Here is a 6,094-nt window from a genome sequence, read left to right as displayed (position 1 = left end):
CCGGGTGTTGTGGACACTCACCCGCGCGGCCGGGCCGCGAACGGAGTTCGGCGCCGTGGGCGAGTGACGCGTGCGCGAACGGCCGCGCGTGCCGGGCTCCGGAGGTGCGGGGGAGAACGTGCGCCGCACGGAGGACGTTGCGCAGCAGGGGCCGCGAGGCTCCGGAGCGCGGGACGTGGGTGCACTGGGCCGCGGGGGCTCCGGGGCGCGGGACGTGGGTGCACTGGGCCGCGGGGGCTCCGGGGTGCGGGACGTGGGTGCACCGGGCCGCGGGGCTCCGGGGTGCGGGACACAGGCGCATCAGGCCGTGGGGCCTCCGGGGTGCGGGACGCGCGCGCGATAGCTCGCGGGTGAAATACGCGAGTCGCGCGGGTGATACGAGAGTGACAGACTCGGGGCATGGAGTACGTGATCACCGCGGCCGTGTGCGCCGCTGGACTCGTCATCCCCGTGGTGCTCGGCATGACGTCGCCGCACCGTCGCCGCCGGTCCGCTCCTCCCGGTCGCTGACCCGCGCTCTACCGAGGCGCCTCGAGGCCGGGGCGGCGGTCGACCGTATCGAGTGTGCGGGGTCAGAAGCCGGGTTCGCTGTCGTCGCGGGGCATGCCGCGAACCTGCAGCTCGTTGAGAGCCTGCGCCAGCTTGCGCGATGAGGCATCGAGCACGGTGTGATAACCGAGGCGCTTCGCCTCGGACGCCCGCTGCGCGGCCTGGGTGACGTTGCGGATCTCGCCCGTCAGCGTCAGCTCACCGATCGCCGCGAGGCGCTTCGACACTTTGCGGTTCTTCACGGCGTTCGCCACGGCGATCGCGATCGCGAGGTCGGCCGCGGGCTCCACGAGTCGGACGCCGCCCACCGTGGAGACGTAGACGTCGCGGTCGGACAGCGTGAGGCCCATCCGGCTCTCGAGCACCGCCAGCACCATGGCGACGCGGGACGAATCGACGCCGTTCACGATGCGCCGCGGATTCGGGGCGGTCTGCCGCACAGCGAGGGCCTGGATCTCGACGGGCAGCGCGCGCCGGCCTTCCATCGCGATCGTCACGCACGTGCCCGGTTCGGGCTCGCCGTGTCCGAGGAAGAGCGCGCTCGGATCGGCGACCTCGGCGATGCCGGTGCCGGTCATATCGAAGCAGCCGACCTCGTCGGTCGGTCCGAAGCGGTTCTTGAGCGCTCGCACGAAGCGCAGCGACGTCTGGCGGTCGCCCTCGAAGTGGCAGACGACGTCGACGAGGTGTTCGAGGATGCGCGGGCCGGCGATCGATCCGTCTTTGGTCACGTGGCCGACCAGGATGATCGGCAGTCCGCGCTCCTTCGCGACACGGATGAGGGCGGATGCCACCTCGCGCACCTGCGCGGGCTGGCCCGCCGCCCCGTCGCTGTGGGCCGAGGAGATGGTCTGCACCGAGTCGACGATCAGCAGGCCGGGCTCGACCTGGTCAACGTGGCCGAGGATCGTGGCCAGGTCGGTCTCGGATGCCAGGAACAGCTCGTCGTGCAGGGCGCCCGTGCGCTCGGCGCGCAGGCGCACCTGCGCGGCCGACTCTTCGCCGCTCGCGTAGAGCACGCGTCGACCGGCATGCGCGCTCTTCGCCGCGACCTCGAGCAGCAGCGTCGACTTGCCGACGCCGGGCTCGCCGCTGAGCAGGATCGCCGCCCCCGGGACGATGCCCCCGCCCAGCACGCGGTCGAACTCGCCCACTCCGCTCGTGCGACGCGGGGCGTCTTGCGTGTCGATCTCGGTGATGCGACGCGCCGCGCGCGCGGCACCCGGTGCCACCGGGACGATCGCGCGCACGATGCCCGTCTGCTCGGCGGCCTCGACGACCGTGCCCCACGACTGGCACTCGCCGCAGCGGCCGACCCACTTCAGCGTCGTCCATCCGCACTCGGTGCACCGGTACGGAGCAGGGGCGGTAGCGGGACGTCGGGATGCCATGTGCCCAGGCTACGCGGGGCCTCCGACATCACTGACGGCGAGGCCGTGGCATCTGGAATCCACGGGAGTCAGGGCAGGGGGACGCCGTACTTCTCCGCGGTCTCGTCGAACAGCGCCGCGAGGCGGGGCCAGCGGTCCTCGTCTCCGAACCGTTCGCGCGCGGCCGCGAACTGGGCGGCCGCCTCTGAAGAGCGGCCGGTCGCGCAGTACCAGGCGAAGAGGTCGTCATCGAGGACGAATCCGCTCTCGCGGAGAGTGCGGGCGAGGGAGGGCGCGTCGGTGATCCCGTCGAGGTACGCCACCACCTGTTCGATCGCCGCCGGGAGCGCGGTACCGAGGGCATCGGCATCCCGTTCCACGTCGACGCGGTCGGTCGGCCAGTCGCTGACCTCCTCGAACCGGGTCTCGAACTGCGCGTTCGCGCGGGTCAGATCGTCGGGGACCGCGCGCCCGATCGCGCGATCGAACTCCGCGACGTACGCCCGTGCGTTGACGTAGAACCGGACGCTGCCGGCGCTGTTGCCGTGGCTCCGCTGAACGTCGATCTCGTGCACGATGCCGTCGCCGACACGGGTCCAGACGTACCTCTTCTTGCGGAATCCGTGTCGCTTGAGCACCCCGCCGATCGCGGCGACGGCCTCGGCGAAACGATCCTCGAGCTCGCTCATACGCCGATGCTACCGATGCGGATCAGCCGCGCAGCGAGTCGGCGACGGTCGTCAGCGCGTCGGCGGAGCGGCGTAGAAGCGCCAGCTCCGGGTCGGAGAACGGGGTGCCTGCCAGGGGAACGGCACCCTTCGCGCTCACGATGGAGGGGACCGACAGGGCCATGCCGCTGATGCCGTGGAAGTCCTCGAGAACGGTGCTGACGGGCAGGATCGCGTGCTCGTCGCGCAGAATCGCCTCGACGATTCGGGCGCTCGACAGGCCGATCGCGTAGTTCGTGGCGCCCTTGCCCTGGATGACCTTGTAGGCGGCGTCGCGGACGTCGACGGCGATGGCATCCAGCTCGTCCTTCGTGAAGCGTCCGCCGTCGGGGAGGTCGTACTCGGTGATCGGGATCGATCCGATCGTCGCGGTGGACCAGAGCGGGAACTCGGTGTCGCCGTGCTCGCCGACGATCCAGGCGTGAACGCTCGAGGTGGCGACTCCCGCGCGCTGCGCGAGCTTCCAGCGCAGGCGCGAGGTGTCGAGCACGGTGCCGGAGGCGAAGATGCGACGGGTCGGGAGTCCGGTCGCCTCCTGCGCGAGGACGGTCAGGACGTCGCACGGGTTGGTGACGATGACGTAGACCGCGTTCGGGGCGACCTCGAGCAGCTTCGGCATCATGTCGCGGATGATGCGCGCGTTCGTCGCGGCGAGCTCGGTGCGCGTCTGGCCGGGGTTCTGCTTCGCGCCGGCGGTGATGACGACGACGTGCGAGCCCTCGGCCACCGCGACGTCGCTGCCGCCCACGATGTCGCTCGAGCCGGTGAACTGCGTGCCGTGCGCGAGGTCGAGAACCTCTGCCTCGACCTTCGCCTCGGCGATGTCGTACAGCGCCACGTGCCGTGCCGACCCCCGGATGAGAGCGGCGTATGCGACGCTCGCCCCCACGCTTCCCGCGCCCACGACCGTCAGCTTGGAGTTCTCGATCACGCTCATGACTCGATCCTGGCAGCGGGGTGGGACCGGTGCCAGGGCGGTCGTTCGACGGTGGATGAACGGATGCCGTGGGGTCGGGGTACCGGTCGGTTCCGGCCCAGTGGGGTGGCGCGCCGGGCGGGGGCCGGCGCGGCGGTCGGTGCGGGCCGTGGGCGGGCCGAAACTCCTGAGTTTCTGTATGGACCGACTGCGGAGAGGCCTCGGGGTGCCCGCGGGGGCCACTTCTCAGGAGTTTCGCCCGCGTCGGGGTCGGAGTGATGCCCGGATTCGCGGCATCCGGTCATCTGTCGTAAGCTGGTCGGCGGTGACGTGTCCGAGCGGCCGAAGGTGCAACTCTCGAAAAGTTGTGTAGGGTAACCCCCTACCGTGGGTTCAAATCCCACCGTCACCGCCATTTTCACCAGGTCAGCCCCGCTTTCGAGCGGGGCTGACCTGCGTTACGGAGCGGTCGGTCCGGCAGGAGTGGCGTCATCGGCGGTCGCTTGGGACCGTTCGAGCGAGCGTCGGTACTGACGCCGGAACGACCCTCGGATGCCGAGAACCCCTTGTCTGCGAGGGGCTCCGCCAAGCCATCTCGTGCGGGGGAGGGCGATGTCTCCCCAGGCGGCCGCCTTCCTCACGGCGACGGCGACCCACCAGACCAGCAGGATGCTCATGAGCACCGGCGCCGCGCCCGTGAGAACGGGGACGTTGACGACGTCGTCACCCAGGAGAGCGGTCGGCTGGAAAGCGGCCCGTGTCCGGCCCGTGCCATCGGTCCACCCGTTGAGGTAGACGTGCCTCTGGACGATCGTTCCATCGTCGCTGATCCACGACCCGAAGGGACGGCAACCTCCCCGCGGCCGCTGTTCGCACCCCTGCTGGGTGAAGGTACCCCACACCCGTGGTTGCCCGAGATCGATCAGGCTGGCGATCAAGATCGCCGTGATGGCAACCGTGAGGGCGCCGGCCACGACGTAGAAGGCGATCTGACCGAAACGCAGCCATCGAGCGCCCCGACGCTGCCAGCGCTCCAAGAAGCGGTCGTATGCCGCGTGCGGGTGCGGCGCGGGTGTCGGCACGAACGCGACTCTAGCGGTCGCCCACCCGTGGACGCGCACCGCTCTTCGGGCTGCTCTCGTTCTTCACGAGTCGGGAGCAGAACTCGCGTCGCGCCTGCCGCGGCCGTCGCGTTGCTACGGTGAAGGATCGGCCGAGGAGGCGCCCATGGCGAAAGAACGAGCGGCTGTCGGGCCGTGCACATCGTGGCCGGAGGACAGTGCCTTCATCCGGGAGGTCCTGGACCGCATCGGTGACAAGTGGACCGTTCTCGTGCTCACGACGCTCGGGGATCGGACGCTCCGCTACTCGGATCTGATGGCCAGCATCCCCGGAGTCTCGCAGCGGATGCTCACGGTGACGCTGAAGGCACTCGAGCGGGACGGTCTCGTCGCGCGGCAGGCGTATGCGGAGATCCCTCCGAGGGTGGAGTATCGCGCGACCGACCTGGGGAGGTCGCTCCAGCGCGCCGTCCTACAGCTCTCCCAGTGGGCGGTCGAGAACCACTCCGCGGTCGCGGCGAACAGGGCGCTTCACGAGCGCGTCGGCGTCGGAAGAGCCGGGGTGAAGGGCGCCCCCGAGGCGCTCGCCGAGTGATCTGACCGCTTCCGGGTCGCGCGACCCCGGCGCTGAGCGACGAACTTCCCCCTTCGTCAGGCACTCGAAAGTGCCTTTTGTACGCGTTCGACAACAGTTCGATGATGTTGTTACGCACTACAAGTGAGGTGGAAATGATGGCCGACAGCATCCTGTCCGAAACATCGCAACACGTCGTGATCGAGGTCTGGACGGACCTGGGCTGCCCCTGGTGCTACGTGGGCAAGCATCGGCTCCGGGAGGCCATCGCGGATCGCCCGGACAGCGACCGATTCGTGCTGCGTCTGCGTTCGTTCGAGCTGAACCCGGGCGCGCCGAAGACGCCCGAGACGATCGAGAGTGCGTTCATCCGATCGCACGGCGGAGACGCGCAGATCGTCGTTCAGGCCGAGCGGCGGATCCAAGCCCTCGCGCAGAGCGAGGGTCTCGCGTTCTCGGTCGACCGGCTCAACGCGAACACGTTCGACTTCCACCGTGTCTTCCAGTACGCGCAGGAACAGGGCGTCGGGGTCGAGTTCTTCTCGCTGGTGCAGGACCGCTTCTTCGCGGGGGAGCTCAACCCGTTCGCGCCTGACGCTCTCGCCGCGGCCGGTGCCGAGGTCGGCCTCTCCGAGGGTCGAGTCCGCGAGGTCCTGGCGGGGGATGAGTACGCGGCGGACGTCCGCGCGGACATCGAAGAGGGTCAGCGCCTCGGCGTTCGGGGGGTTCCCTTCGCCGTGTTCGATCGTCGCCTCGCCGCCTCGGGTGCCCAGTCCGTCGACGGATACGCTCGCGCACTCGCGCAGACCGTCACCGACGCTTCGGCGGGTGCGGCATGAGCGGCGGATCCGATCGACCGCTCACGCTGCAGCCGGTCGGCGATGACGGGGCCGCGT

General features: G+C 70.1%; 6 protein-coding genes and 1 tRNA gene. 3 read left to right on the top strand and 4 right to left on the bottom strand.

Annotation, left to right across the window (positions count from 1 at the left end):
- Positions 1-572 precede the first annotated feature (572 nt).
- From radA to NS283_RS17065, 3 genes are all read right to left on the bottom strand, one after another.
- A complete protein-coding gene (gene radA, locus NS283_RS17075) occupies positions 573-1,940 on the bottom strand; it encodes a DNA repair protein RadA (RefSeq protein ID WP_058598051.1) in 1,368 nt (455 codons plus the stop codon).
- Between the two features lie 68 nt (positions 1,941-2,008).
- Positions 2,009-2,608, bottom strand: a complete 600-nt coding sequence (locus tag NS283_RS17070) for a DUF4304 domain-containing protein (protein ID WP_058598050.1) — start codon at positions 2,606-2,608, stop codon at positions 2,009-2,011.
- Between the two features lie 22 nt (positions 2,609-2,630).
- Positions 2,631-3,584 carry an L-lactate dehydrogenase gene (locus NS283_RS17065; RefSeq protein WP_058598049.1) on the bottom strand — a complete coding sequence of 318 codons (954 nt, stop codon included), beginning with the start codon at positions 3,582-3,584 and terminating at the stop codon, positions 2,631-2,633.
- Positions 3,585-3,887: 303 nt separating this feature from the next.
- Between NS283_RS17065 and NS283_RS17060 the strand changes: the two genes are divergently transcribed.
- Positions 3,888-3,978, top strand: a tRNA-Ser gene (locus NS283_RS17060).
- A 43-nt stretch (positions 3,979-4,021) separates the two neighbouring features.
- Here the strand turns inward: NS283_RS17060 and NS283_RS17055 are convergent.
- Positions 4,022-4,645: a hypothetical protein gene (locus NS283_RS17055; protein WP_153003410.1), complete on the bottom strand. Its 624-nt coding sequence runs from the start codon at positions 4,643-4,645 to the stop codon at positions 4,022-4,024.
- 145 nt (positions 4,646-4,790) lie between these two features.
- Between NS283_RS17055 and NS283_RS17050 the strand changes: the two genes are divergently transcribed.
- Both NS283_RS17050 and NS283_RS17045 read left to right on the top strand, forming a co-directional pair.
- Positions 4,791-5,219, top strand: a complete 429-nt coding sequence (locus NS283_RS17050; RefSeq protein ID WP_058598047.1) for a winged helix-turn-helix transcriptional regulator — start codon at positions 4,791-4,793, stop codon at positions 5,217-5,219.
- A 137-nt stretch (positions 5,220-5,356) separates the two neighbouring features.
- On the top strand, positions 5,357-6,037 hold the full coding sequence (locus NS283_RS17045) for a DsbA family oxidoreductase (RefSeq protein WP_058598046.1): 681 nt from the start codon (positions 5,357-5,359) through the stop codon (positions 6,035-6,037).
- The last annotated feature ends 57 nt before the right edge of the window (positions 6,038-6,094 follow it).

Source organism: Microbacterium testaceum, from assembly GCF_001476285.1.
Lineage (GTDB): Bacteria > Actinomycetota > Actinomycetes > Actinomycetales > Microbacteriaceae > Microbacterium > Microbacterium testaceum_B.
The sequence above is the reverse complement of the archived record's forward strand: the minus strand, read 5'-3'. Positions and strand labels throughout refer to the sequence as shown.